Annotated in this window: 3 protein-coding genes; 1 reads left to right on the forward strand and 2 read right to left on the reverse strand. The window is 63.9% G+C overall.

From position 1 onward, the window contains the following. The coding region (locus tag EN749_RS36495) for a DUF4326 domain-containing protein (protein WP_128365053.1) at positions 1–227 on the forward strand (227 nt) is incomplete at its 5' end. 15 nt (positions 228–242) lie between these two features. On the opposite strand, the gene EN749_RS36500 is transcribed toward EN749_RS36495, so the two are convergent. Beyond that, a complete protein-coding gene (locus tag EN749_RS36500; protein ID WP_128365056.1) occupies positions 243–521 on the reverse strand; it encodes a WGR domain-containing protein in 279 nt (92 codons plus the stop codon). Between the two features lie 216 nt (positions 522–737). Beyond that, the coding region (locus EN749_RS36505) for an HU family DNA-binding protein (RefSeq protein ID WP_145991213.1) at positions 738–884 on the reverse strand (147 nt) is incomplete at its 5' end.

The raw sequence follows: 884 nt of genomic DNA on the forward strand, positions 1-884 counted from the left end.
CTCCCGGGCGCGTCTATATCGGGCGGCCGAGCAAATGGGGAAATCCCTTCGTCATTGGCCGCGATGGTTCACGCGAGGAGGTCATCGAGAAATATCGCGCGTGGCTCGCGTCGCAACCCGAGTTGCTCGACGCGCTCGACGAACTCCGCGGCCGCGATCTGGTCTGCTGGTGCGCGCCGCAGGGGTGCCACGGCGACGTGCTGATAGAGCTCGCGAACCAGGCCTGACCTCTTCGGCCCCCGTCACGCCGACGGGGCCGTTTCTGCATGCCGAGCGCCAAACTTGGGTCGATAGCCGCGGCGCCGCTTGGCGCGCAACAGTTCCAGGAAAAGGCCCACGGCCTCGCCCTCGTCATCGAAGGAGTGCTGGACCATGCGGCCGGTCGTTCCGATCCGACCCCATCGGCGCACGAGGCAGGTCTGCCCAAACAACGTCCCTTCGATCGACAGCGCATAGAACCGGGCCATGTTCCGACTCGCGTCCATGCGTTCGATATAGAGGCGATAGCGTTGCGCAACCATGCCAACAGGATCGCGCAGGCGGAGTCCGCCGTCCAATGACAGCTTTGAATCGCTGAACCCGGATCGATTCATTCTCGTGATGGGTCGTTGGACCTGCACACGCCCCGAGGAGCCGAGGTTGACAACATCGACTTCCTGCCAATCGATGCAGTTCGCGAACCGGAGCCTTCAATTTCTCGACGATCTCGGCCCACCGGAAACGAGCCGCCAGAGCGGTCAGCCGTTCAACGCATCCTTCACCGCCTTCGCCGGCGCGAAGGTGAGCTTTCTCGAGGCGGCGATTTTGATCGTGGCGCCGGTCGACGGGTTGCGCCCCTCACGCGCCGGCGTGTCCTTGACCTTGAACTTGCCGAAGCCCGGTAT

Origin of the sequence: Mesorhizobium sp. M7A.F.Ca.ET.027.02.1.1, from assembly GCF_004022985.1 — a bacterium.
Lineage (GTDB): Bacteria > Pseudomonadota > Alphaproteobacteria > Rhizobiales > Rhizobiaceae > Mesorhizobium.